Origin of the sequence: Tunturiibacter empetritectus, assembly GCF_014201375.1 — a bacterium.
GTDB classification, from domain to species: domain Bacteria; phylum Acidobacteriota; class Terriglobia; order Terriglobales; family Acidobacteriaceae; genus Edaphobacter; species Edaphobacter lichenicola_D.
This window is the reverse complement of record NZ_JACHDZ010000004.1, coordinates 473,865-497,680: the sequence shown is the minus strand read 5'-3', so window position 1 is coordinate 497,680 and position 23,816 is coordinate 473,865. Positions and strand designations below refer to the sequence as shown.

Genomic DNA, 23,816 nt, shown 5'->3' with positions numbered 1-23,816 from the left:
GATAGGCCGCTGGCTCGTCTAAATGAGACACCATGAAGTTGAGACTGCGAGAATTCGTTGTTTTCGTTGGTGTTTGGACTAGCGCGGCATTGGCGCAGACGACGCTGCATACCACCACGACGCTGGTGGTTGTGCCGACGCTGGTGCAGACTCCGGGTAAGGAGCTAGTGTTCTCGCTTCGGGCAGAAGATTTTGTGCTGACCGACAATGGGGTTCCGCAGAAGGTGACGCTGGAGGGGGAGACGCAGAGGCCGCTGTCGCTGGTGGTGCTGATGCAGACCGGTGGGGATGCGCGGGGGCAGTTTCCGAGTTATGCGAATCTCGACACGATGCTGGAGTCACTAATAGGCGGGGCGCCAAACGAGGTGTCGATTGTGAACTTCGACAGCAAGCCGGAGGCGGCCTTTCCGTTTACGTCGAATGTTGCGGAGTGGGGAGAAGCGATCGATCATCCTGATGTGGGAGATAAAGGGGCGGCGATCTTCGATGGAATTTCGTTTGGGTTGGACCTACTCTCGAAACGGCCTATCGGAAATCGCCGGGCGATTCTGCTGATCAGCCAGGAGCATGACGATGGAAGCAAAGCAGCAATGAAAGATATCGTGCGTGAGCTGGGAGAGAGCAATACCGCGATCTACAGCGTGACTTTTTCGGCAGAGAAGACAGCGGCGCGGCAGGCTTTCAAGGATCCAGCGCATCTGAATCCGCCCTTGCATGTTGGAGAAGGCGATTACCAGGCCTACTTCAATTTGAGTGAGCCACTACGGCTGATCTTTGGTGCGATGCGGAAGAATACGTCTGCCGAGATGGCAACGCTGTCCGGTGGCGAGTGGAGCAGCTTCGACAGTGCGCAGGAGTTGACGCAGGATCTCGGCATTTTGACGAATCACCTTCACAACAGCTACGTACTCAGCTTTACACCGACTTCTTTGGAGCCGGGGCTGCATACGATCAAGGTGCGGCTGGCTCGCCATCCGGAGCTTGTGGTGTCGGCGCGGAGTAACTATTGGGCCGCGGAGCCGTCGAATTCAGAAATGACAGAGCATTGACACAAAAAATCTAGGTGCAGATCGCGGGTAGCGGTAGGCTTGAGACACGAGGTGAACGGATGCAATCGATGCGTGTGATGTTCGCGATGGCGATGGTGATGACAACAGGTGTGTTGATGGGACAAGCACCAGCTGCTCCAACTGGGCCAAGTGGGCCTGCGGCTGAGGTGCAACGCGGCTATGCGGCGCAGAAAGGTAACATCCTGAAGTCCGCCGATAGGATGCCGGAGAGCGACTACCAGTTCAAGCCGACGCCGGACGTACGAACCTATGCGCGCGTGGTCAACCACGTAACAGAGGCACAGTTGCGGACGTGCGGCGCGGTAAACCGTACAGCAGCTGCCGAACTTGCGAAGGTTCCCGCGGATACGGCGGACAAAGCAGCCATCGTCGAAGGACTGAAGGCCTCGTTCGCAGAGTGCGATAAGGCGTTCGCCGCGGTAACGGATGCGAACTTGGGAGATATGTTTGATGTGTTCAACGCGAAGCGATCGCGCATCGGAATCATGTGGGGAACGGTGTCGCATGACAATGAACAGTACGCGACGCTGGCGCTCTATCTGCGATTGAAGGGACTGGTGCCACCAAGCAGCGAGAAATAACTCGCATTCGCCGCACTGAAGTCGCAAAGCTTAACCGATAGTGATCACGCCTCTTATCTGCTGGCGCAGCGGGCGGCGGTGACGCCGTAGCCTGGAGGGGTACCCCCCCCCCTATTACCGGCGCGTAAGTCCAATCAATACAGTCAGTTAGAGGGGGCCATCTGCAAAATATTCATTCCATTAGGGTTACTTGCAAAATATTTCAAACAAAGGAGAAAGCCCCGGATAGGTGCCCGGGGCTTTCTTTTTCTGTCTTGTACTTCGAGTATAGCTGCTGGGATATAACTCATACGCCACGCGAATCTCCTTGTCTGGCCCGGGTTTTCGACTGTCCGGGGCTTGACACGGTTTTGCACACGGCGCGAATAGCCGGGACGCAGCTTTTTGATACCGTCTGCACCGTAGAATGGTCCCTCCAAACGGTCTACAGTTGTCGTGCGCTAAATCGTGATCCAGGGAGAGCTTTATGAGGCGAGTTCTGGTTGGTCTGGTGGTGTTTGTTGTGGCTGCGTCCAGCTTTGCGCTGGGGCAGCAGGAGAAGCCGATGACGTTGAAGGCTGTTTTGCTGGAGCAGCTGCGGACGACGCATAACAAGGCGGAGTGGTTTGTCCCGGCGAATACCGCGGTGGCGGGGCTGACCCCGGCACAGGCGAGCTGGACGGACAAGAGTGGGAATCACTCCGTAGGACAGCTGGCAAATCATCTTGTCTTCTGGGATCGCGATATGCTCGCGAAGTTCAAGGGTGAGACTCCGGCAAAGTTCGACGGCAACAATGACGAGACGTTCAACAACTTCGACGCGAAGAGCTGGGAGACTACGGTCAAGCAGTTGGACCAGGTGATGACCGATTGGGAGAGTGCGGTGGAGGCGGCGGATGATGCGAAGATCTCACTGTGGGCCTCCCGGATCGCGCATGTTGGAACGCACAACGCTTATCACATCGGGCAGATGGTCTACGTGCGGAAGCTGCAAGGGGTCTGGGATCCGAATAAGGGTGTGAAGTAGGGCAGAGCGATCAGCCGCGCTCCTGGTAGATGCCGAGGACGTTGCCGCCGGGGTCACGAAAGTGGGCGGTGATCTCTGACGCGTTGGGATCGATGGGTTGGACGATCTCGCCGCCGTGGGCTGTGATGCGATCGACCGTGGCGATGGCGCTGTCGACCATGATGGAGATGACGATGCCGGGGTGGGTGGAGGGCGGACGGTTGAGGACCCACATGCCGCTGACCTCGCCGACGCCGTCGTCGAAGGCGGTGGTGCCGTCGCCGTGCTGGCGCAAGGACCAGCCGAAGACGTTGGCGTAGAAGGCGGAGGAGACGGCTACGTCCGTGGCGGGGATTTCGAGGTAGCAGATCTTGCCGTTACCGAAGGTGGGAGGCATGGTTGGCTCCTTTGGGGTGAGTCTACTGCAAGAACCAGAGGAGAAGGCAGCGGATTTGATCGGGAATCGAGACCTATCGTGTGCCGTCTCTGCAACTGCGCGCTCGCAGACGGCATCTTCCTGTGCTGGGCCCCTCTTCTAAACGAACGTAAGGGTGTATGCATGAACCGAAGTCTAAGGGTCCGAGGTCTTTGGGTTGGGGTAGTTTTGGCTGGTGGCTTGGCTGCGTCGATGCTGATGGGATGCGGAAAGCATGAGGCGCAGGCTACGGCGGTTCCGGCGCCAGCGATGAAGCCCGCACCGGCTACTCCAATTGATGTGAAGAAGGCGGAGGTGGGTGAGCCGACGTGGGATCCGGAGTGGGACAAGATTGTGGAGCTGGCGTTGCCGCCGGCGATGCTGTCGGGCCAGGTGCCGCATGACGTCAAGCGGTTCTGTCCGGCGTTCTACGGGATGGCGGAGGACGACAAGCGGGCGTTCTGGGCTTACTTCTTTCAAGCTCTGGCGGGGGCGGAGGCAGGCCTCGAGCCGACGGTGCAGGCCAAGCATGCGCAGCCGGAGATGCTGGTGAAGGATGAGGTGACGGGGCGTCCGGGCCGAACCTCGGGCCTACTGCAGCTTACTTATGAGGACCAGAAGCGGTATGGCTGCGACTTCGACTGGGAGCGGGATAAAAAGTTGAAGGTGGGTGATCCGGACAGGACGATCCTGCAGCCGAAGAACAATCTTGAGTGCGGCGTGAAGATTCTGGATAAGCAGATCATCGAGAAGCATAAGGCGCTGCTGTCAGGTTCGGGGTACTGGTCGACGCTGCGGCCGGGGACGGTGAGCTATCGCGTGTTTGCGAAACAGATGACGAATGTGCCGGCCGCCTGCTCAGTGCATAGCGCCAAGACCGTGCATGGAACCCGCTAAAGAGGGGCCCTCCTAATTTGTGACGCTGGTTGTGACAGGCTTTGCTAAGATGGCCGCGTTCGGTAGTTCATCCGTTTTCAGTGTCCGGAGAGGACGAACCCATGAGGTCAAGCGCGAAGATCCTTCTGCTGGTGGCTGTTACTTTCCTGTCTACGCTGGTTGGTCATGCGCAGTCGGTGGTTGTGGACTGGGACCACAACATTAGTAACTTCTCGGACTTCAAGACTTACGCCTGGATCAAGCCGATGCGTCCGACGTCGAATCCCCTGATGGACCAGCGAATCGTTGCAGCGATCGACGGCCAGCTGGCAGAGAAGGGTATGAGGAAGGTAGAACAGTCTCCCGATGTGTTTGTGACTTATGGCGCGGGGGTCTCGCAGCAGCATCAGGCGGTGGCGACGGGAATGGGCGGTGGGTGGAGGCGGGGTGGTGGCATGGCTACGGTGAACCAGTCCGTCACCAATGTGGGGACACTGGTGGTGGATATCAACGACGGGAAGACGAAGCAGTTGGTCTGGCGTGGGGCGGCGAAGGACACTCTGTCCGACAAGCCAGATAAGAACAGCCAGAAGATCGATAAGGCCGTGGCGAAGATGTTCAAGAAGTATCCGCCGAGCGGGAAGTAGAACGATTGAAGTGTCCATCTTCGCGTTAGGGAACGGGGCAAAAATGGACATTTTCAGTTGGTAAGTTGCGGGTTGGCTACTCATCGTCTTCGTCGTCACAGATGCGTGCGAGAGCAGCTTCTTGGAAGCCGATGCCGATCTTGAAACCCACAGGCTTGAGCGGGCCCGGTGTGACATCGATGGCGAGCTTCTGCATCTGCTCGTAGTTCGGCCGGTTCTTGTCGTAGTAGCTCGAACACTCGTAGATGAGGACGGGACGACGATGTTGGGGTGGACTTCATTGCACATTGTGACCATCTCCGACTCTCGGTAACCGATCATAATGTGCGCGTAGCAGCACGTTTTGCAGAGCGAGTCCGAGCCAATCGGAGTCCCGCCCTTGATGTATGGCTTGCCCATGGCGGGCCTTTCTTTCTAACCAGCGCCTGGCTGGATTATTTGCGGGCGCAGCTTCGTGAGTGCGCGTAGCGTCCGCGACAGGGGACAACTCGTAGAAGTGAGGAGATAGGTCTCTCCTGACACTTCATCGAAATTATTTGTGCGTGCGAGTTGCGTAGGATCGTCCGCTAGCGGCTATTGGCAGGTGAGAAGTATAGCCCGGCGATCGCCGCAGAGATAGTTCGTCTCTGGGGATCTACGCATCATGTTGTGCGATTTGGTGTTCATTGGGCTTCTCCTACGCTTTGTTACTTTGCCAGTTACGAATTGGAAAAGCAAGGGATTTGTTAGTTAGAATGCTGAAATGAAACAGAGCGTTCGAATGAGCTGCCTCCTTTTGGTTATGGCATTGTGTCGTATCTCCTATGCGATTGACGACAGTCCAAACTCGGCCTTGACGCACGCTCAGACGCTTTCATCACTAACAGGACCAAAAGCTCGGCCTTTTCATCTGAAAGTCTCTATATCGGAGCCGACGAATCCGAATTCTCCCTATCGAGCCACGATTGAGGAATTTTGGCAGTCTGCGACTCTCTGGCAACGCGCCATCGATTCGCCTGACTTTCGACAGACTATCGAGGTGCAAGGAGGCGTTACAAAAGAACGCGACAGCAGCGACTACTATCCGATCTGGCTTCGAAGCTTTGTTACTGCTTCGATTGATCCTTTGGAAGATACCGCGTTTTGGAATCAGGTCAGTGCTCGTATTGTTCAAACAACGACCACGAATGGGCATCCCAGTTCCAGTTGCGCGCGCGCTCAGTTCAAAATAGGAACAGCCTCGCTTAACAACGACGCATTTACCGTGATCTGTTTCAACAGTGACGGCACACTCTCATCCGTCGTCCGGCCCGGCTACGATATTGAATTTCAGGATCCGCAAGACTTCGGCAAGAAGCGAATCGCGCGTAAATATGTGAACGATCCGGAACCTGGTACAAATCTGGTTGGAACGGTGGAGGTGCTTGAGGAGATCGATAAATCAACCACCCTGCCTGTTCTACCGGATATTCCTGACCCGTCTTCAGGCCCGATAGTAAGCGCCAAGATAAACCAGGATGCGTTTTATCAACTTGCCTCCGGCCAGCCTGGGCTTACCTGGCCAGCTGTCCACAGCGGCAACACGCGGGGAAGACTTAGCATGTATATCTCCGCCGATCGAGACGGCAGAATCCGTGAAGCTTACCCACTCAACTCTGATAACGCTGGCCTTCAGGAAGCGGCACGCGACCAGCTTCTCAAATGGAAGCTCAAGCCAGCCGTCAGCCAAGGTAGTCCAGTTCAGGTAGAGGCTGCTCTTACCTTTGAGTTTGCGACGACATTAGAAAACTCGGCAGGATCTTCAGTGCCTTCCACTGATTCATTGCTTGCGACCCCATCTGGAATGGAGATAGTCAAAGTTTCGCCGCAGATCGCTAGTTCGTTACGAATCAAGATGTTTGCACCCGTGTACCCGCAGGCGCTGAGGGAGCGCGGAATCGGAGGGAAGGTAGTCCTTACGGCAATCATTGGTAAAGAGGGGCAGGTTGTTAGTCTTGACCCCGTCCTACCTGCTGATCCCGATTTGACGAAAGCCGCGATTAGCGCCGTCCAGGTTTGGACCTACAGGCCCTATCTTCTGAACGGCTCACCCGTAGAGATTGAGACGACTATCACAGTCAATTTTCAAGCTGCCCGATAAAGTCGCGCTACGGGAAGATGCGGTTCAATGCTTTGTTGAACTTGGTGGTTCTCTTGATGGAGAAAGCGCGTGGCAATGCAGAGCTACTGCTGGGGCAATTTTTAACCTCTTTCCTGTAGACATTTTGTTTCCTGCGCAGGTAGATTGTTGGCTTGGGCCACTTCCCCTCTAAGTGCATAGGTTTCGCCATGTGCGCAACGGCCTCATTCTTACCAGCCATGACTCCACACAAATCCGCATAATGCGGAGTATTCGACGTGCCTGGATCTCATCTCTTTCTCCCCGTTCTGAGATTCTGACGACCTTGTTGATCGGCCCCCGAACTTGTTGATCGGCCCCCCGAAGCGGCCCCTGGTGTCGAAATTCACTTTCAAACGGAGACAATATGAAGAGACTATGCAAGGTTACCCTCGTGGCCCTAGTGATGCTCGCAGTTGCGGGCAGGTGTGGGTACGGACAGACGCTGGAGGATATTCAGCGAGACGTTTCCCCTGCTCTATTCGATGGAGTGGTGAGTTACATCTATGGCTACCCCCTGATGATGTTCGGCGTGACGGGACGAACGGGGACGACGGTTCCGGACGCGATGACTAAGTTAGGCGCAGCTCCACTCAATCAATTTGGAAAAGAGACGGTGCTGCCGAACGCCACCTTTACGGCGGTTGTGCTTCCCAGCACGTCGACGCTCTACGCCTCGTCGTTTCTGAATCTGTGCGAGGAGCCGGTGATTCTTCATCTGCCAAACTTTGGCGGCCGCTTCTTCATCATGCAGATGCTGGACGGCTGGACGGAGGTGAGCGGGGATTCGCCGGGCACGGACAAGAGCAGCCCGGAGGGCAACTATGCTCTGGTGGGGCCGGCGTGCAATGGGCATGAACAGCCAGCGATTACGATTCCGGTGGTGAAGACGATCAAGATTCCGACTAGCTCGATGTGGATCATCGGCCGGATCTATACGACGGGATCTGATTGGGATATCAAAGACATTGTGAAGAACCTCTATCCGGGGCTGACGCTGACTCCGCTGAGCAAATACGTGGCAGGGGAAACATTCACTCCGCCGGACACGTTGTCGGTGCAGCCGCTGGCCGATACGATGACGCCGCCGCTGCGACAGGTGGCGGGGATGGACGCGTGCGCGTTCTACCAGAATCTCGCGGCGATGTTGAACTTCAATCTTCCGATCACGGGACAGGACGACCTGGTTACGCCGAGTCTGCTGCGGTTGGGGCTGGTGGTGAAGAACGATGATCCGACGAAGGGGAGCGTTCCGCTGACCGGGACTAACTTCGATTGCACGACGCTGCATAAGGCGAGGCTGGAGAACCTGCAGGATGCCGTGGCTGCGGCCAACAGCATTCTGGATAATGTGCCGGCGACGAAACCTACGGCGACGGGATGGACGGTGTCGCTCGACGTGGGAGTGTATGGCAGACGGTATCTGCTGAGGGCGGAGGTGGCACAGCAAGCTCTTGGGGCGAACCGGAAAGAAGACGCTGTGTACGGATATACGCAGACCGATGGGAGAGGAATTAAGTTGCGTGGCGATGTGAACTACGCGATCCACTTTCTCCCGGTGGGCGTGGACGCGGGTGGTGTTCCGCCAGTGCATCCGGGAGGGTTCTGGTCGCTGACGATCTACGATGCGGACGGCAAACTGGTGCCGAGCCCGGATCCTGCGGCGAACTGGAATGCGGTGGGAATGCCGATGGTGCAGAACCACTCGGCGTGCTTCAACGGGGACGGGTCGCTGGATCTGTATCTGCAGGCAACGGCTCCACCTGCGGGGTCGAAGCAGTTCTGCAACTGGCTGCCTACTCCTGCGAAGGGCGGCTATATCGCCTTTCTAAGGATGTATTGGCCGGCGGACGCGATTCTGAACAAGGATTGGGTTCCTCCGGGGATCGTGAGGAACTAGGGCTGACTTGAGGTAGCGGCAGCGGGACTGGGGATGTCCCGCTGCGGGCTGAGATACGCTGTTATGGATAGATGCGGTTGAGGGTGCGGGCGAAGGGGATGGTTTCGCGGACGTGGTCGAGGCCGCAGATCCAGGCTACGGCGCGCTCGATGCCCATGCCGAAGCCTGCGTGGGGAACGCTGCCGTACTTGCGCAGGTCGAGGTACCACTGGAAGGCGGCGAGGGGCAGGTCGTGCTGCTCGATGCGGGACTTGAGGAGGTCGTAGTCGTGGATGCGCTGGGAGCCGCCGATGATCTCGCCGTAGCCCTCGGGGGCGAGGACGTCGACGCAGAGGGCCTTGGTGGGATCGAGCGGGTCGGGCTGCATGTAGAAGGCCTTGAAGGCGGCGGGGTAGCGGTGGATCATGACGGGCTTGTCGAACTGGCTGGAGATGTAGGTCTCGTCGGGGGAGCCGAAGTCGTCGCCGCACTTGTGGGGGGCTTCGAGCTTGCCTTCGGCGAAGGCCTTTTCGAGCATGGCGTGGGCTTCGTCGTAGGAGAGGCGGGGGAAGCCGTCGGGGGTGATGACGGCTTCGAGTTTGGCGATGTCTTTGCCGATGACCTTGAGGTCGGCGCGGTGCGACTCGAGGACGCGGGTGACGATGTGGGTGATGAAGGCTTCGGCGAGGTTGAGGAGGCCATCGAGCTCGAGGAAGGCGACCTCGGGTTCGATCATCCAGAACTCGGTGAGGTGGCGGCGGGTCTTAGATTTTTCTGCGCGGAAGGTGGGGCCGAAGCTGTAGACCTTGCCGAGGGCGAGGGCAGTGGCTTCGATGTAGAGCTGGCCGGACTGGGTGAGGTAGGCCTTGTCGTCGTCGAAGTAGTCCATCTCGAAGAGCTCGGAGGTGCCCTCGCAGGCGTTGGGGGTGAGGATGGGTGGGTCGGTGCGGATGAAGCCGTTGGTGTCAAAGTACTCTGAAGCCGCGCGCATGATGGTGGCGCGGACGCGGAGGATGGCGGACTGGCGCGGGGTGCGGAGCCAGAGATGGCGGTGCTCCATGAGGAAGTCGACGCCGTGCTCTTTGAGGGAGATGGGGAAGGGAGTGTCTTCGGGGACACGCTGGAGGACTTCGATGCTTTCGACGTCGAGTTCGAAGCCGGAGGGGGCGCGGCTGTCGGCGCGGACTTTGCCGGTGACGGTGAGGCTTGATTCCAGCGTAAGGTTCTTCAGTGTCTCGAAGACCTCTTCGGAGACGGCGGCCTTGGGGACGATGCCCTGGATAGTGCCGGTGCCATCGCGGAAGATGGGGAAGAGGAGCTTGCCCGAGGCGCGGAGGTTGTAGAGCCAGCCGCGGAGGGTGATGGTCTGGCCTTCATGGGCGGAGAGCGAGGCGATGGTGGCAAGGGGTGCGGAGGTTGTTGTTTCGGTAGACATGTCTCTTTCAGTCTACTAGTGCGCCATCTTCTCGAAGAATGTCTCGTCGCGAACGAACAAAATCAGGGTGCCGGGCTTGGCGGTTCGTTTTACCTTCGACTTACAGGTATTTTCGCTCACGACCCCTTTTGCGAAGATCTCCTGCAACGAAAACGCAATATGGTTCACCTTTTCATTTTCTGTGCATTGACGATGCCAATCGACAGAAACGAGAAATGAGTGGATATCTGGAGCTATATCAGACGTTGCAATGACGCCATCGTCGTCCGTGTTGAATCCTCGCACATTACGATCACCGGCGAGATCGCCGAACTCCCCAGTTCTAAAAAGATTTACGTGCTCATTCGCTATTGGCTTGCCACTCTTGCCGCTGAGAATCTGGACTCTAAGCGTCTGTGCGTCCGTCATGACGACCGACGCAAATAGAAAGACCAAAGCGATAGCTTTATATGAGCGATTCATGCTTTGGAAGAGGTGGCTTCGGTGGCTCGTTTGAGGAGGTCGAAGGTCTGCGTGGCTTTGGCGGTGGCGGATTCGGGGGTCTCTTCGAGTTCGTGGGCGATCTCGAGAATGCCGGGGGTGTTGGCTGGGAGGGTGGCGATGTGTCTCGCGATGTTCTTCCAGTCGATTCCGGCGGTGCCGGGCCAGAGGTGATCGTCCTTTTGGCCTAGGTTGTCGTGGATGTGGAGTTCGGCGATGCGTGGCTTGAGGAGCTCGAAGGCTTCGTCGATGCCTTTGTTGGGCTGGCTGGAATGGCTACTATCGGGGGGCGCTGAAAGATACGCGTGGCCTACGTCGAGGGTAATGCCTACGCGGTCGAAGTGGCCGACTTTGAGGATCTCGAGGAGGTGCTCGGGAGTGGTGATCTCGTTCTGGAGATTTTCCAGCAGGATGCGGACGCCAAGGGGATGCGCGAAGGCTTTGAGGTGCTCGATGGCGGTGAGGGAGTTCTCGAGGGCGCGGAGGTTCCAGGCGTCGTCCTTGTAGCCGAGGTGGAGGGTGCAGGCGGAGATGGGAATCTGCTCGGCGGACTCGAGGGCGCGCTTAACCTCGTCCATAGCCGAGATGCGGCGGGACTTTTCGGGGTCGATGAGGTTGAGATTCGGGGCTACATGGCGGGACCACTGGGCGTCGGCGCGGTCACTGATATAGAGCGGCTGATGGAGGGTGGCTCCGACGCCGGTGGAGTTGAACCAGGTGGCGATATCGCGAACGGCAGCGCGGTCGGTGTAGTCGAAGTGGTGGCGGGCGGCGAAGAGCTCGATGACCTGAGCGCCGGCCTTGTGGAGGGAGTCGAGCAGGCCGGGGTGGAGACGCTGGGGGAGGAAGACGTGGGTGGAGATACCGGGTTGCATCATCTCTTAAGGTACAGCAGAGGAAGCCGAAAGGTATCGAAGGAGTTCGGAAGAGGTTCGGCTAGAATCGGACAGACGGGGGAGACGACATGAAGACGAGGAAGACTTTGACGTGGGCGCTTGTGGTGGGGTCGATGGTGTCGATGAGCGGGATGGGGTGTTCGCAGGTGGTGGCTCGGGTGGAAGGACCGGACCCGGTGGAGATCATGCGGGCGAAGCTGGCGGATTGGCCCCAGCTGGGGCGATACCGGGTCGACAATGCGACGCTTGGGCCGGCGCCGGCAGGAGAGCAGCGGGTTGTATTTTATGGGGACTCGATCACGGATTCCTGGGGCCGGCGGGAGGACACGGGGGAGTTCTTTCCAGGCGAACCTTATATCAATCGGGGCATCAGCGGACAGACTACGGCTCAGATGGTGGTGCGGTTTCGGCAGGACGTGATCGAGCTGCACCCGGCGGCGGTGATCATTCTGGCGGGGACAAACGACATCGCGGGAAATACGGGGCCGATGACCGCGGAGATGACCGAAGATAACTTTCGTTCGATGGTGGACCTGGCAAAGGCGAACGGGATTCGGGTGATTCTGGCGTCGATTACGCCGACGCTGGACTATCCCTGGAGGAGTGGCCTGGCACCGGCGTCGAAGATCAAGGCGCTGAACGACTGGCTGCGGGGATATTGCGTAAACCACTCGTTGACGTACCTGGATTACTACTCGGTGCTGGTGGATGCAACGGGAGGGATGAAGCCGGGGATCAGCTTCGACGGAGTGCATCCAAACGCGAAGGGGTATGCGATTATGACGCCACTCGCGCACGCGGCGATCGATAAGACGCTGGGTAAGTAGGGACGGTTCACCTCGCGAATCCCTCACCAAAGCAGGCTACGGCTCAATTGCTGGTGGAAAGCTTTCCGGCGGTATCGACTAGTTGTTGTAGCGGCGGGAGGATGACGAAGTCGGTTAGTTCGGAGTGGTCTGCTGATGTTTTGAGGAGAGTGCTCTGGGCTTCGACCCATGTGGAGGTCGGTGGAGTGTGGGATTCGATCGATGCGAGGGATTGGATCCCCAGATGGCCGAGTTAAGGGAGCTGGCTGCGGCGAAGAGTGAGCTGGTTTAGCTTCGGATGTTCTGGAGCGAGGGCGTCTAGCGCTGGGCCAGAGGCGATCCATGACTGGAAGAGAGTTTGAAGCTGCTGATGCGCGGCGGCGTGGTCGGCAGGAGCGCTGCTGTGGAGGTAGCGGTCGACGAGGACGCGCAGGTCTTCGCGGAGGGGTGGGTCGGGTCGGGTGTAGTCGACGGCGTTGCCCATGGGGGTGAGCTGTGAGGTCTTCTGCTGGTGGTAGCGTTCGTGAAACGGGACCGGGGAGAGCGTGGAGATGAGGACGGCAAGCTGAGAGGCTGAGGCTTCGCTGCCTACGAGCTGGCGCAGGCCGGACTCGGGGCCGGAGATGTGGGTGAGGCCGAGGCCGTCGAGCCGGATTGATTCGGTCGCGAGGCGACGGTACATGTCTGGGACGTCGCGGGTCTGGCGCGGTGACCAGAAGCGCTCGGCGAGGGCGGCGGTGCGCGGCCAGACGCGGGAGTCGACGGTCTGCGCGGTGATGTGCTCGGCCCACATGCAGACCTCGCCGCCGAGGATGAGCTTCTGCTGGTCTGGCGTGAGGATGGAATTGTCGGGGATGGGGTCGTCGAGGTACATGCGTTCGGCTGTCTTCATGGCGTCGAGATAGTAGGGCGCGGAGAGGATGCCGCGATTGCCTTGTTTGGCGGCAACGGCCAGCGATTCAACGCCGCGCCAGCTTTGGATGACGGCGTCTTTGGGAGTGCCGGGGGTGAGGATCTCGTCCCAGCCGACCATTTGTTTGTGATGCTTATTGACGAGCGCGAGGACGCGGGTGCTGAAGTAGGTCTGCAGCTCGTCGGTGGACTTCATGTTGTGGGCGTGCATGAAGGCGATGATGGAGGGGTTGGCCTTCCAGTCGGCGCCGTTGCTTTCGTCGCCGCCGAAGTGCAGGTAGTCGTCAGGGAAGAGGGCGGCCATCTCGCCGATAAAGGCGTCGAGGAAGTTGTAGGTGCTGTCGCGGGTGGGGTCGAGCGCGCCGTCCCAGATGCCGAAGGTGCGGGAGATCCGGTAGGGGCGCTGGACGCTGCCAAGCTCGGGCATGCCGACGAGCCAGCTGGTGACGTGGCCGGGGATGTCGAACTCGGGCACGACGCGGATGCCGCGGGCGCCGGCGTAGGCGATGACGTCTCGGACCTGATCCTGGGTGTAGAAGAGGCCGTCGGAGCCCTTCGACGTGAGCAACGGGAAGCGCTTGCTCTCGATGCGGAAGCCCTGGTCGTCGGTGAGGTGCCAGTGAAAGACGTTGAGTTTGACGGCGGCCATGCCGTCGAGTGTGCGATAGATGACGGGCAGAGGCATGAAGTGGCGGCTGACGTCGAGCATAAAGCCGCGCCAGGGGAAGCGTGGGGAGTCGTTGATCTCGACGGTAGGGATGACGTAGCGGCCGCCTTCGGCCTGCACGAGTTGCTGGAGTGTTTCGAGGCCGTGGAGGGCGCCGAAGACGGTGTGAGCATGGAGGACGATCTTGCTGGAGGTGGCGCTTAGGAAGTAGGTTTCGTCGGTTTCGAGCGTGGGGAGGGTGCCCGTGGCATCTTCGACCTGAATGGTCAGGGTGGGATCGGGAGACTGGAGATCCTTGCTGATTGGAGTGCCGGTGTTTGTTTCGAGGCCCGCGAGGGCGCGGCGGGTGGCGGCCTCGAGGATGGGGTTGTGCGCGCCGCTGAGGGAGACGGTGAAGTCTTTGGTGATGGAGAGGGAGCCGGGGCCGGCGGTGATGTTTGATGGCGCCGGAAGGAGCGTGTTGCGGAGGGGGGACGACTGGGCTGTGAGCATGAGCGGGGCGATAAGGCAGAGTACTCCGAAGCTGATTCCTCTGCCGCAGCTGTGGCGCAGGGTCGATGCGTGGTTCATTGTTGCTCCTTGTATGGCTGCATGTGGCTCGTGTGGCTTCGGCTTCCTGGTGCCTGGCGAGCCGCTTCGAATACGGCAATTGCTCGTGACTTAGTGCACCGATTGACTGCCTTCTCTTGAACTACGATAGTTTATCGCCCGGGGCCGGCCTGGGAGCTTCGGGCTATTGATGAGACGGCTACCCAGGAGAAGCAGCGGCTGGAGTCTGGCGTTTGGGTTACCAGGAAACATGCACCGCTGCGATACTGGTAGGCGTCTAATGGTTTAAGCCGATGGCAACCACGAACCTTCCTAAACCGAGCTCCTTCGACCGTACGCTGGCCAGCGCGCGTTCGACGATGATGTTCAGCGAGGTTGCGAGGCTCGCCGTCGATAGCTTCCGCGCGAGTAAGACGCGGTTTCTGCTCACCATGCTCGGCATGGTCATCGGCTCGATGTCGATTATTCTGGTTGCGACGCTTGGATCCACCGGCAAACAGTATGCCCTGGATCAGTTAACCAGCATCGGACCTAACAAGGTTGAACTGCAGTACGGCGGTGGCAACATCAGCGGACCAGAGAACACGAGCACGCCGGACTACATGACGCTCGATGATCTGCATGCCGTCATTGATCAGGTTCCGGGCATTGTTGCATCGTCTCCCATGCTGGAGTATCACGACAATGTGAGCCTTGGCGGGGGCATCACGAAGCAGACAACGCTCCTTGGCGTGTCTCCGGAGTATCGGGTTGTGCGCAATCTCATCATTGTGTCGGGGCGTTTTTTCGACGATCAGGATGAGCTGGCCCATGAGAAAGTCGCCGTGATCGTCAAGCCCTTCGCAGAAGAGTTGTATGGCAGCGCAAACGCGGCTGTCGGAAAGACGATCAGCATCAAAGGCATACCGTTCGTCGTCATCGGCGTATTCAGGGAGGCGTTTGACACCTACGGACAGTCGGAGATCAGCGACCACACTATGCTTGTGCCCTACCCTGTGGTGCGTTACTTTACCGGCACAAACTCGCTAAAAGAGATTTTTTTTACGATGCGCAGCGCCTCCATGGTGGTTCCGGCGAGTGACCGCATTCTTGAGATTGTGCGGTCGCGTCACTATGCGGGCTCGGTCTACACCGCTGCTACATTGACCGATCTTCTCACAAGCATGGCGAAGATCGCTGACATGCTTACTATCGTTCTTACGCTGGGCGCGGGCATCACGATGATCGTGAGCGGCGTCGGCATTATGAACAGCATGCTCGCGAACGTGCAGTCGAGACTGAAAGAGATTGGAATTCGTAAGGCGCTGGGTGCGACGAGCCGCGAGATTCGAATGCAGTTTTTGACAGAGGCGGTCTTTCTCTCGTTGAGCGGCGGGATCATCGGGACTATTCTCGGCCTTGCGATTCCCTTCACCCTAGGCCTGCTCACACCATTTAAAATTCCGATCAATCCCTGGTCGGTTGTCTTTTCGCTGGGCAGTTCAGTGCTGGTTGGAGTGCTGTTTGGAACGCTGCCGGCGAATCGTGCAGCGAGACTCGATCCTGTTCAGACACTGAAGTACGAATAGCATCGTTCCTGTCTGAGCACTAACAGTTACAAATAAAAACGCATCGCCCTTCGCAAGAGATCTGCGTGGACGATGCGTTTTATGTTTCGAGGTTCGTAAATTACGCGGTGGTCGTGGCAGCTGCTTCGGCTTCCGGCTGATCGCCCTTGACCGTCACCTTGACGTGGCTGGTGACTTCGCGGTGCAGCTTCACGGGAACGTGATACTCGCCGATCGTCTTCAGCGGCTCCTCGAGGGAGATCTTGCGACGATCGATGGTGAAGCCCTTGGCTTCGAGCTGGTGCGCGATGTCGCCCGAGGTGACCGAGCCGAAGAGATGCTCGTTCTCGCCGACCTTGCGCTCGAACACAAGCTCAACCTCAGAGAGCTGCGTAGCCAACTGCTCGGCCCCGGCCTTCTCCTTAGCGGACTTGCGAACCGCCGATGCCTTCATCTGGTCGATGACTGCCTTGTTGGCGAAAGTCGCCTCGATGGCGAGCTTCTCCGGCAGCAGATAGTTGCGCCCGTAGCCGTCAGCGACCTTGACCACGTCGCCGCGATGTCCGAGCTTGTTTACGTCTTCCTTCAGAATGACTTCCATTGCATTTCTCCGATTTCGTCTCTGGCTCGCGATGCCGCCAGTCTTGCGTTCCAATAGTTCCGCTCAAATCAAGTCCGCCGCAGCGGAAGCGTTAGAAGCGTGCAGCGAAGGCGAGCAGGGCGATGTTGCGCGACTGCTTGATGGCCAGGCTGAGCTTGCGCTGGTGGCGTGTGCAGACGCCGGTCAGGCGACGGGGAACGATCTTGCCACGCTCGGCAACGAAGCCCTGAAGCAGGCGAACGTCGCGGTAGGATATGGCGTCGATCTTCTCGGTGCAGAACTTGCAGACCTTCTTGCGACGGAAGAACTTACGACCACCAGGACCGCCGCCGGGTGCGCCTGCGGGGCGTGGAGTGCGAGGACCGGCGCCAGGGCCAGAGTGCGCCGGGCGGGGTGTTGGTGCGTGATGCTCAGTGGATTGCGTGCTGGTTTCGTCAGCCATGATATTTCCCTCTCAGATACGTTGTGCCTCTCCTCGCTCCAGGTTCGCGTTGGAGCCTCTGAACAATCGGCGAAGTGCCGTCGATTGGAAGCGAAGATTGGTGATCGTAGTGCGTTGTGCGATGCGGTGAATCTCATCGCGAATATTTGGACGAAGGCCGAAGTTAGACCGCTGCGGAGACAGTCTCGGGCGGCGCGTCGGAGGCGACGTGCTCAACGGGAGCTGCTGCAACTGGCTTCTTCTCTTCCTCGGTCTCGGCCTTGGCAGCATCGGCATCCGGTGCGGCTGCGGGAGCCTGTACTGGAGCTGCGATCGGCTGGGCGCTGCGCTTGACCTTGGTGTCGCGGATGGCCTTGACCTTGGCGAGACGCTTCTCTTCTTCGTCCATGCGAACCGTGATGAACTTGATGACCTGCTCGGAGACGCGGAGACGACGCTCGATCTCGGTGATCAGCGAACCGGCTGCGGCGACGTTCAGCAGGACGTAGAAACCGTCGTTGAACTTGCGCACGGTGTAGGCGAGCCGGCGACGGCCCATCTTCTCGACGCTCTTGATTTCGCCGCCACCATTGGTGACGTTCGTGGAGAAGCCTTCAATCAGCTTGTCGAGTTCGGCTTCTTCAACATCCGGACGGACGATGAACATGATTTCGTAGGTACGATTCATTCGATTACTTCTTTCTGCGAAGTTCTGCTTCGCACCGTGCTGGCGTCTGTTCTGCCAACCCGGTTTGGAATTTCGACTGCGGTTAATTGCCAACTACACTTGACCCAATGCTTCTTTACTTCTCCTTCGGCTGATCCGCTCCATCTTCCGGATCGTCTGGCCGCCGGTTGAACCTATTCATCGCGGCGCTAACACCTTCGGTCAACACAGCTTCGACAGCACCTCTGGCCCTGTCGAGCACCTCATCCAGCACCGCAAGCTCTTGCTTGCGAAACTGCGACAGCAGATAATCTCTGCCGCCAGCATTGATCTCTCTGCCATCCTCCAGCGCCGGTTTCCCAACGCCGATGCGGACGCGCAACCACTCTTCCGTTCCAAGCGCACCGGAGACCGACTTGACTCCGTTGTGCCCGTTCGCCCTGCCGTTCGCGCTGATGCGTAGCCTGCCCAGCGGAAATGCAAGCTCGTCATAGAGGACAATCAGGTCCTCGGACGGGATTTGAATCTCAAGCTCCTGAACCAGTGCGGCGACCGAAAGCCCGCTCAGATTCATGTACGTCTCAGGTTTAGCGAGCAGAACCTCGTGTCCTGCAAGCCTCGCCTTTGCCGTGAGAGCCCGTCCCCGGCGATTGGAGAGGACCACGCCGCAGTCGTCCGCGATGCGATCCACTGCGAGAAAGCCAGCGTTGTGCGGCGTGAACTGATACTCGATACCGGGGTTGCCGAGACCGACAATCAACTTCACGCTTTGTTTCCCTTTCCAGCAAACTCAGGCGGCCTGCAGATCCCGAAAGACCGGCAGGCCGCGCAAAACTACTTCTTCTTCGCGTCCTTGGCATCGGCAGCAGGAGCAGCGGCCGGGGCGGCTGCATCTGTCTTGCCCTTCTTGGCAACCTCTGGCTCAGCGGGTGCGGCAACCACTGCATCAACAGCCACAACCTCTTCCTTGATGATGGTGACGTGTGCAACCGTCGCGCCCTCTTCGCCAAGGAACTTGATGCTGCCGGAGTGCGGCAGATCGGAGACGTGGATGATGCCGTGCAATTCGAGGTTGGAGACATCGACATCGAGGTGGCTCGGAATGTCGTTGGGCAGGCACTCGATCTCAACTTCACGCATAACGTGCTCGAGGATGCCACCCTGCGACTTGACGCCGACAGGAACGCCAACCAGTTGGATCGGCACTGAAACGATCATCATCTTGTCCATCGCGATGCGCTTCAGGTCGATGTGCAGCAGGCTGCCTTTGATCGGCTCATGCTGCCAGTCGACGATCATGGCCTTCACAATGGCAGAGCCTTCGACGTTGAGGTCGAAGATGGTGTTGTGACCGGAGTCGGAGTGGAGAATTTTGGTGATGACCTTGGGGTCGACCGCAACGGCGACTGCGTCCTGGCCTGCGCCGTAGACGACCGCGGGAATCTTGCCGGAGACACGAACCCGACGAGCGGCGTTCTTGTTGAACTTGCCCTCGCGGGGCGTTGCGACGACTGCTTCGATAGTGGATGATGCCATGATGAATCTTCCTTTCGGGCACAGAGTTGAGCTCTGCTCCCTTCGCTACCTGGGTTAATCCAGGCCGCCTGTAGCTGATTGCGACCTAGTTGAACAGCGTACTGACGCTGGTCTCCATGTGAATACTCTCGATCGCGCGGCCAAGCAGACCTGCAATCGAAAGCACTTTAATCTTCTCCACCTTCAGCGCATCTTCGCGCAGAGGGATGGTATTGGTCACGATCAACTGCTCCAATCGTGAGGCTGCGATACGCTCGACCGCCGGGCCCGAGAGCACCGGATGCGTCGCGCACGCATAAACTTTTTCCGCGCCCTCGGCCAGCAGCGCATCCACCGTCTTCACCAATGTTCCGGCGGTGTCGATGATGTCGTCGAGGATCAAGCACGTCCGGCCCTGTACATCGCCGATCACGTTCATCACCTCTGTGACATTGATGTCGGTCCGCCGCTTGTCGACGATGGCCAACGGTACATCCAGCTTCTTGGCGAAGAAGCGCGCACGCTCCACGCCCCCTGCATCCGGCGAAACAACCGTCAGATTGGGCAGGTCAAGCTCCCGGAAGTAGCTCACCAGCACCGGGCTGGCGAACAGATGATCGACCGGGATATTGAAGAACCCCTGAATCTGGGCTGCGTGCAGATCGACGAGCAGAGCGCGGTTTGCACCGGCGGTGGTCAGAAGATCGGCAACCAGCTTCGACGTAATGGCAACGCGCGGACGGTCTTTTCTGTCCTGCCGGGCGTAGCCATAGTAGGGAATGACAACCGTGATTCGTCCGGCTGAGGCACGCTTGAGCGCATCCATCATGATCAGCAGCTCGACAAGGTGCTGATCGACCGGAAAACACGTAGGCTGCACGAGAAAGACATCCGCACCGCGAACGTTCTCGAGCAGCTGAAAATGAACCTCGCCGTCGGAGAATCTCTGCAACCGGGTCTCGCCCAGCGGCACACCGACGAACTTGCAGATCTCCTCGGCCAAAGGCTTGTTGGACGATCCGCAAAAAATCTTGATGCGCTTGTCATCTGCCAGCCGGCCCGGGCGCTTTTTTTCCGGAGCTGGTTCTGGTACCCGCGGCCCTTGAGGTCCTTTTGTATGTCCGCCCTGTGTAGAAGGCGCGCTCGCAGGCTGAGAGCTTGTTTCTGTCTCTTCAGCCTGCTCTGAAATAGGGGAAAGAACCGCAGTCGTGTTTCGCTCGTTCACGTGAAACCCTCCAGGCTGGTTGACCTTGAATGTTCCTGCTGCACTGTCTTCGGTGGCCTTGTTGCGGCCCCGTTACTTCTTCTGAAATCCTCGTTGCGGACTCTTCAAAAAAACCAAAAGACTTCGGTTCTTCAAACTTCGTACTTCTTTCTCCGCGCTGTTTTCCGCAGAGTCCAAAATCGTCTTCATCCTGCGGCAAGTTGTTGCTGCCGCCTTACATCTCTACAAGACTCCCTAATCTCGCTCGTCGCATCTGGCGTCGACTTTCTGGTTGGGCGACTAGGATTCGAACCTAGACAAAGTGCTCCAAAGGCACTTGACCTACCGTTAGTCGATCGCCCAGTACATCGCCGGATGCAGTTTGATTTTACTTGACCGGCGAGGTCACTCCGCGAACATTCTGTTCCAGTACTCGGTTCGAGGCAAGGTCTCCGTCAGGAGGGCCTGAACCCCAGAGGACTGGACGCGCAGTTGAGCTGCCTTTGCATCCCGCTCGGACCGGTAAAGTCCAAACAGAGCAGAGCCAGAACCTGACAGCGCCGCGTAAATAGCCGGACTGCCCAAATCACTACCCATCAATTGACGCTTGGTTATTCGCAAGGAGGGATACTGAGGAAAGACGACCTCTTCAAAATCATTTTGAAGACCATCGCTTCCAATCCCGGTGCGGACAAGCGCGAGAAGGGTATTCTCGGCCAGATCGTTCATCGCGTCAGACTGATTTACACCAGGCAAACCCTGTTTTTTCTCAGGATTAGGATCGCGAACGATACCGGAGGTGCCGGGCCTACTATCGTCTGTCTTTTCCGTCAGGCTAATGCCGGTTCGGGCAGAGAGGGATGAGTAAGCAAGACTCAACTCCTGTAGCCTATCAACTTGAGGGTTGGAAGTCAACCCCAGCACCCGGGTCACGCCGTGGCCTTCTCCCAACTCTCCCTCACCAGATCCTATAACCTGCTTATTATCAATGGCGTGTCGCTCAGCCTCGGCCGCCAGTCGTGCATCCCAGTCTTTGAAGGCAGCTGGCGTTGAGACGCCCACCGCTGGCACTGCGACGACACACCAGGTCCTGGGAAGGTCTGGCATGGGCACAACCTGCTCCCCCCGCCCCAGTCCCAGAACCGACCCACCCAGCAGAAACAAAGGCACATCCGACCCGATCTCCGCCGCCAGCTTCAGCCTTTCAACTCCCGGGAGAGCTTCGCCAAGCTCCTTCTCCAGCGCCAACAGGGCCGCCGCGGCGTTGGCCGAGCCGGCTCCCATTCCCCCTTGAACGGGAAGCCTCTTATCTATATTTATATCGACCTCTGCGGTGATTCCCAACCGAACCAGCGTCCGCTCCACCATCCGCCAGGCCGTGTTTCTCCCATCGCGTGGAACAAACGGATGGTTGGTCGTCAGCAAGATCCTGGTTGCGGACGCTCGCCTGGCCTTGACCGTGACTAGATCATGCAGGTCCAGCGTCTGGTAGAGCGTCGTCAGGCAATGAAAGCCATCCGGACGCACCGGCCCGATCGCCAACCCTAGATTGATCTTCGAGTACGAACGAACACGCGTAGACATGACCTATGATTCTACCGACCCTGCGCCGCCGAGGACCAATCAGGCCATTATTTCGGACGCTGTCCTCAGCTATGCTGATCACAGCGCTCATCCACAAACTTTCTGGAGCCCTGAATGCCAGCTGGCACCCGTGTCTTCGCAGCTACCGTCGGACTAGCCCTCATTGCAAATTCGCTCGGAGCGCAGACCATCGCTTCAGCCTCCGAAGAGCCTGTTCGGGCAAAGCACGCGATGGTTGTCACGATTCACCACGATGCTACCGACGCGGGCCTCGCCATCCTGAAGCAGGGCGGGAACGCCATCGACGCTGCTGTCGCAGTCGCCTTCTCCCTGGCTGTGGTACATCCGCAGGATGGCAATCTGGGTGGTGGCGGCTTCATGCTGATTCGCATGAAGCACGGCCCCTTTGGATTCAAGACCCACTTCCTCGACTACCGCGAGAAGGCTCCTGCTGCTGCGAGCCGCGATATGTACCTGGACGAGCAGAAGAACGTCGTTCCCGGCCTTTCAACAGTTGGGTACAAAGCGTCCGGGGTGCCTGGCACCGTCGCCGGACTCGTCTATGCGCAGAGCCACTTCGGAAAGCTGACCCTGCAACAGGACATGGCGCCTGCAATCCACCTGGCCACCGATGGCTACGTGCTCTCTGCCGAGGAGGCGCAGAATCTTCACAGCAAGATGCTCGCTCGCTTCCCAACCTCCGCACACATCTTCCAGCGCGACGGCGACTTCTACAAGGGAGGCGATACGTTCAAGCAGCCTCTGCTGGCCGCAACGCTGACGCGCATCGCGGTGAATCCCGATAACTTCTACAAGGGCGAGATGGCGAAACAGATCGCCGCGTTTGAACAGGCCGGCGGCGGTCTTATCACTGCTGCCGATCTCGCTGCTTACGAGGTGAAGGATCGCGAGCCGGTAAAAGGTGCCTACCATGGTTACAACATAATCACCGCGCCTCCGCCCTCGTCCGGCGGCATCGTTCTGGTGGAGATCCTCAACATCCTCTCGACCTACAACCTGCCCAGGCTAGGTCCGGATCGGTCTGCGCCGCAGGTTAACGTCATCACCGAGGCCTTTCGCCGAGCCTACATGGACCGCGCCGACTATCTCGGCGATCCTGACTTTACGCCGCAGCCACTGAAAGAGATGGCGAATCCTGCCTACGCGGCTGCGTGGCGAAGCTCGATTCAACCGGCATCGCCAACGCCTTCCAAAGACCTCGTCCGGCCTGTCGGCTTCATGCCGCCTCCTCCGCAGCTTCAGCCCGTCGCGCACGAGTCTACCCAGACCACCCACTTCTCCATCATCGACGCCGATGGCAATGCCGTCTCCAACACGTATACGCTCAACGGCACCTTCGGCTCGGGCGTGACGGTGGAGGGCCTCGGCTTTCTGATGAATAACGAGATGGACGACTTCGCCTCCAAGATGGGTGTGCCGAATATGTACGGTCTCATTCAAGGCCCCGCCAACTCCATTGCTCCAGGCAAGCGCCCGCTCTCTGCTATGACTCCCACCATCGTCACGACGAAGGGCGGCCTCTTTCGCCGCGCTAGAGTGGCGTATGTTCTGGGCACTCCCGGCGGCTCGACCATCATCACTACTGTGGCAAACGACCTGCTCAGCTGCGTCGATAACGGCCTGAACATTCAGCAGGCCGCCGATGCGCCGCGCTTTCATCATCAGTATTTGCCGGATCGTCTCGACCTTGAAAAGAAGTTCTCCCCCGAGGTCGCGGAACAGCTCAAGGCTATGGGGTACAACGTGAATCACCTTGCCGTCGGCGATGAACACAACCCCGGCACCTGGGGCGACAGCGAACTCATCGCAGTCGACCCCAAGACTCACGAACTACTCGGTGGCCATGACAACCGCCGCCACTACGGGAAGGCTGCGGGATATTGAAGCGGTGGCCGACAACACGGCTCCCGCGTTTCCTTCC

22 protein-coding genes and 1 tRNA gene are annotated in these 23,816 nt (G+C 58.7%); 10 read left to right on the top strand and 13 right to left on the bottom strand.

What is annotated here, in order from left to right; genetic code table 11:
* Positions 1-32 precede the first annotated feature (32 nt).
* The 3 genes from HDF10_RS14190 (at position 33) to HDF10_RS14180 (ending at position 2,657) form a co-directional block, all read left to right on the top strand.
* On the top strand, positions 33-1,049 hold the full coding sequence (locus HDF10_RS14190; protein ID WP_183814482.1) for a VWA domain-containing protein: 1,017 nt from the start codon (positions 33-35) through the stop codon (positions 1,047-1,049).
* 59 nt (positions 1,050-1,108) lie between these two features.
* Positions 1,109-1,651: a DinB family protein gene (locus tag HDF10_RS14185; RefSeq protein WP_183814480.1), complete on the top strand. Its 543-nt coding sequence runs from the start codon at positions 1,109-1,111 to the stop codon at positions 1,649-1,651.
* Positions 1,652-2,117: 466 nt separating this feature from the next.
* The gene (locus HDF10_RS14180; protein WP_183814478.1) at positions 2,118-2,657 is read left to right on the top strand and encodes a DinB family protein; all 540 of its coding nucleotides are present in this window, start codon (positions 2,118-2,120) and stop codon (positions 2,655-2,657) included.
* 10 nt (positions 2,658-2,667) lie between these two features.
* Here the strand turns inward: HDF10_RS14180 and HDF10_RS14175 are convergent, their stop codons facing one another.
* Positions 2,668-3,033, bottom strand: coding sequence for a VOC family protein (locus HDF10_RS14175; protein ID WP_183814476.1), 366 nt, complete (start codon positions 3,031-3,033; stop codon positions 2,668-2,670).
* 207 nt (positions 3,034-3,240) lie between these two features.
* Between HDF10_RS14175 and HDF10_RS14170 the strand changes: the two genes are divergently transcribed.
* The 4 genes from HDF10_RS14170 (at position 3,241) to HDF10_RS14150 (ending at position 8,611) form a co-directional block, all read left to right on the top strand.
* The gene (locus HDF10_RS14170; RefSeq protein WP_183814474.1) at positions 3,241-3,948 is read left to right on the top strand and encodes a hypothetical protein; all 708 of its coding nucleotides are present in this window, start codon (positions 3,241-3,243) and stop codon (positions 3,946-3,948) included.
* 101 nt (positions 3,949-4,049) lie between these two features.
* Entirely contained in the window at positions 4,050-4,574 is a 525-nt protein-coding gene (locus HDF10_RS14165) for a DUF4136 domain-containing protein (RefSeq protein WP_183814472.1), read from the top strand.
* Positions 4,575-5,316: 742 nt separating this feature from the next.
* The gene (locus HDF10_RS14155) at positions 5,317-6,693 is read left to right on the top strand and encodes an energy transducer TonB (RefSeq protein ID WP_183814470.1); all 1,377 of its coding nucleotides are present in this window, start codon (positions 5,317-5,319) and stop codon (positions 6,691-6,693) included.
* A gap of 385 nt (positions 6,694-7,078) precedes the next feature.
* Positions 7,079-8,611: a DUF1254 domain-containing protein gene (locus HDF10_RS14150; protein ID WP_183814468.1), complete on the top strand. Its 1,533-nt coding sequence runs from the start codon at positions 7,079-7,081 to the stop codon at positions 8,609-8,611.
* Positions 8,612-8,672: 61 nt separating this feature from the next.
* Here the strand turns inward: HDF10_RS14150 and asnS are convergent, their stop codons facing one another.
* Genes asnS through HDF10_RS14135 form a run of 3 tightly spaced genes read right to left on the bottom strand, consistent with a single transcriptional unit; the run spans position 8,673 to position 11,383 of the window.
* Positions 8,673-10,025: an asparagine--tRNA ligase gene (gene asnS / locus HDF10_RS14145; protein WP_183814466.1), complete on the bottom strand. Its 1,353-nt coding sequence runs from the start codon at positions 10,023-10,025 to the stop codon at positions 8,673-8,675.
* 15 nt (positions 10,026-10,040) lie between these two features.
* A complete protein-coding gene (locus HDF10_RS14140; protein ID WP_183814464.1) occupies positions 10,041-10,487 on the bottom strand; it encodes a hypothetical protein in 447 nt (148 codons plus the stop codon).
* Positions 10,484-11,383, bottom strand: coding sequence for a sugar phosphate isomerase/epimerase family protein (locus HDF10_RS14135; RefSeq protein WP_311732758.1), 900 nt, complete (start codon positions 11,381-11,383; stop codon positions 10,484-10,486). Before HDF10_RS14135 ends, HDF10_RS14140 begins: the two co-directional genes overlap by 4 nt.
* A gap of 86 nt (positions 11,384-11,469) precedes the next feature.
* Between HDF10_RS14135 and HDF10_RS14130 the strand changes: the two genes are divergently transcribed.
* Positions 11,470-12,228, top strand: coding sequence for an SGNH/GDSL hydrolase family protein (locus tag HDF10_RS14130; RefSeq protein ID WP_260177884.1), 759 nt, complete (start codon positions 11,470-11,472; stop codon positions 12,226-12,228).
* 232 nt (positions 12,229-12,460) lie between these two features.
* Here HDF10_RS14130 and HDF10_RS14125 read toward each other — a convergent pair whose 3' ends face one another.
* Positions 12,461-14,356 carry a beta-N-acetylhexosaminidase gene (locus tag HDF10_RS14125; RefSeq protein WP_260177883.1) on the bottom strand — a complete coding sequence of 632 codons (1,896 nt, stop codon included), beginning with the start codon at positions 14,354-14,356 and terminating at the stop codon, positions 12,461-12,463.
* A 272-nt stretch (positions 14,357-14,628) separates the two neighbouring features.
* Here HDF10_RS14125 and HDF10_RS14120 point away from each other — a divergent pair, with 272 nt between their 5' ends.
* The gene (locus tag HDF10_RS14120; RefSeq protein WP_183814462.1) at positions 14,629-15,903 is read left to right on the top strand and encodes an ABC transporter permease; all 1,275 of its coding nucleotides are present in this window, start codon (positions 14,629-14,631) and stop codon (positions 15,901-15,903) included.
* Positions 15,904-16,003: 100 nt separating this feature from the next.
* On the opposite strand, the gene rplI is transcribed toward HDF10_RS14120, so the two are convergent.
* The 8 genes from rplI to HDF10_RS14080 all read right to left on the bottom strand — a co-directional run bounded on the left by rplI (position 16,004) and on the right by HDF10_RS14080 (position 21,874).
* Positions 16,004-16,483: a 50S ribosomal protein L9 gene (gene rplI / locus HDF10_RS14115; protein WP_183814460.1), complete on the bottom strand. Its 480-nt coding sequence runs from the start codon at positions 16,481-16,483 to the stop codon at positions 16,004-16,006.
* 91 nt (positions 16,484-16,574) lie between these two features.
* Positions 16,575-16,925 (bottom strand): 30S ribosomal protein S18, encoded by a 351-nt coding sequence (rpsR, locus tag HDF10_RS14110; protein WP_183814458.1) that lies wholly within the window; start codon positions 16,923-16,925, stop codon positions 16,575-16,577.
* Between the two features lie 163 nt (positions 16,926-17,088).
* Positions 17,089-17,592, bottom strand: a complete 504-nt coding sequence (gene rpsF / locus HDF10_RS14105) for a 30S ribosomal protein S6 (RefSeq protein WP_183814456.1) — start codon at positions 17,590-17,592, stop codon at positions 17,089-17,091.
* A gap of 115 nt (positions 17,593-17,707) precedes the next feature.
* On the bottom strand, positions 17,708-18,337 hold the full coding sequence (gene pth / locus HDF10_RS14100; protein WP_183814454.1) for an aminoacyl-tRNA hydrolase: 630 nt from the start codon (positions 18,335-18,337) through the stop codon (positions 17,708-17,710).
* A gap of 68 nt (positions 18,338-18,405) precedes the next feature.
* On the bottom strand, positions 18,406-19,107 hold the full coding sequence (locus HDF10_RS14095; protein WP_183814452.1) for a 50S ribosomal protein L25: 702 nt from the start codon (positions 19,105-19,107) through the stop codon (positions 18,406-18,408).
* 85 nt (positions 19,108-19,192) lie between these two features.
* On the bottom strand, positions 19,193-20,311 hold the full coding sequence (locus tag HDF10_RS14090; RefSeq protein ID WP_455685152.1) for a ribose-phosphate diphosphokinase: 1,119 nt from the start codon (positions 20,309-20,311) through the stop codon (positions 19,193-19,195).
* Positions 20,312-20,579: 268 nt separating this feature from the next.
* A tRNA-Gln gene (locus HDF10_RS14085) sits at positions 20,580-20,653 on the bottom strand.
* 42 nt (positions 20,654-20,695) lie between these two features.
* Positions 20,696-21,874: a 4-(cytidine 5'-diphospho)-2-C-methyl-D-erythritol kinase gene (locus HDF10_RS14080; RefSeq protein WP_183814450.1), complete on the bottom strand. Its 1,179-nt coding sequence runs from the start codon at positions 21,872-21,874 to the stop codon at positions 20,696-20,698.
* Positions 21,875-21,988: 114 nt separating this feature from the next.
* On the opposite strand from HDF10_RS14080, the gene ggt reads away from it, so the two are divergent.
* Positions 21,989-23,779, top strand: a complete 1,791-nt coding sequence (gene ggt, locus HDF10_RS14075; protein WP_183814448.1) for a gamma-glutamyltransferase — start codon at positions 21,989-21,991, stop codon at positions 23,777-23,779.
* The last annotated feature ends 37 nt before the right edge of the window (positions 23,780-23,816 follow it).

Coding starts and splice junctions, on each gene's coding strand:
- rpsF (WP_183814456.1), bottom strand. CDS start 17,592: ATGAATCGTACCTACGAAATCATGTTCATCGTCCGTCCGGATGTTGAA.
- asnS (WP_183814466.1), bottom strand. CDS start 10,025: ATGTCTACCGAAACAACAACCTCCGCACCCCTTGCCACCATCGCCTCG.
- rplI (WP_183814460.1), bottom strand. CDS start 16,483: ATGGAAGTCATTCTGAAGGAAGACGTAAACAAGCTCGGACATCGCGGC.
- HDF10_RS14095 (WP_183814452.1), bottom strand. CDS start 19,107: ATGGCATCATCCACTATCGAAGCAGTCGTCGCAACGCCCCGCGAGGGC.
- HDF10_RS14175 (WP_183814476.1), bottom strand. CDS start 3,033: ATGCCTCCCACCTTCGGTAACGGCAAGATCTGCTACCTCGAAATCCCC.
- HDF10_RS14180 (WP_183814478.1), top strand. CDS start 2,118: ATGAGGCGAGTTCTGGTTGGTCTGGTGGTGTTTGTTGTGGCTGCGTCC.
- HDF10_RS14150 (WP_183814468.1), top strand. CDS start 7,079: ATGAAGAGACTATGCAAGGTTACCCTCGTGGCCCTAGTGATGCTCGCA.
- HDF10_RS14130 (WP_260177884.1), top strand. CDS start 11,470: ATGAAGACGAGGAAGACTTTGACGTGGGCGCTTGTGGTGGGGTCGATG.
- HDF10_RS14190 (WP_183814482.1), top strand. CDS start 33: ATGAAGTTGAGACTGCGAGAATTCGTTGTTTTCGTTGGTGTTTGGACT.
- ggt (WP_183814448.1), top strand. CDS start 21,989: ATGCCAGCTGGCACCCGTGTCTTCGCAGCTACCGTCGGACTAGCCCTC.
- HDF10_RS14125 (WP_260177883.1), bottom strand. CDS start 14,356: ATGAACCACGCATCGACCCTGCGCCACAGCTGCGGCAGAGGAATCAGC.
- HDF10_RS14135 (WP_311732758.1), bottom strand. CDS start 11,383: ATGATGCAACCCGGTATCTCCACCCACGTCTTCCTCCCCCAGCGTCTC.
- HDF10_RS14140 (WP_183814464.1), bottom strand. CDS start 10,487: ATGAATCGCTCATATAAAGCTATCGCTTTGGTCTTTCTATTTGCGTCG.
- HDF10_RS14120 (WP_183814462.1), top strand. CDS start 14,629: ATGGCAACCACGAACCTTCCTAAACCGAGCTCCTTCGACCGTACGCTG.
- HDF10_RS14165 (WP_183814472.1), top strand. CDS start 4,050: ATGAGGTCAAGCGCGAAGATCCTTCTGCTGGTGGCTGTTACTTTCCTG.
- HDF10_RS14080 (WP_183814450.1), bottom strand. CDS start 21,874: ATGTCTACGCGTGTTCGTTCGTACTCGAAGATCAATCTAGGGTTGGCG.
- HDF10_RS14185 (WP_183814480.1), top strand. CDS start 1,109: ATGCAATCGATGCGTGTGATGTTCGCGATGGCGATGGTGATGACAACA.
- HDF10_RS14155 (WP_183814470.1), top strand. CDS start 5,317: ATGAAACAGAGCGTTCGAATGAGCTGCCTCCTTTTGGTTATGGCATTG.
- rpsR (WP_183814458.1), bottom strand. CDS start 16,925: ATGGCTGACGAAACCAGCACGCAATCCACTGAGCATCACGCACCAACA.